A 258-nucleotide genomic window follows, 5' to 3' on the forward strand; every position below is an offset into this window, starting at 1 on the left:
AGCCCGTCCTCGCTGTCGGCGGGCTTGAGGTGCAGGGTGACCGAGGTGCCGGTGGGCAGGCCGTCGACGGCCTGGATGTCATAGGTGCCCTCACCGTCGGACTCCCACTGGGTGCCGGAGTCGGTGCCGGCGCGCCGGGTGCGCAGGGTGACCTTGTCGGCGACCATGAACGCCGAGTAGAAGCCGACGCCGAACTGCCCGATCAGGCTCTCGGCGGTGGCGGCGTCCTTGGACTCCTTGAGCTTCTCCAGCAGGCCG

At 70.2% G+C, this 258-nt stretch carries 1 pseudogene; it reads right to left on the minus strand.

The features are described from left to right. Positions 1 to 258, minus strand: a pseudogene (locus G3I54_RS01670) (molecular chaperone HtpG); the annotation flags it as partial.

This window comes from Streptomyces sp. SID14515, from assembly GCF_010548505.1.
Taxonomy (GTDB): Bacteria; Actinomycetota; Actinomycetes; order Streptomycetales; family Streptomycetaceae; genus Streptomyces; species Streptomyces caviscabies.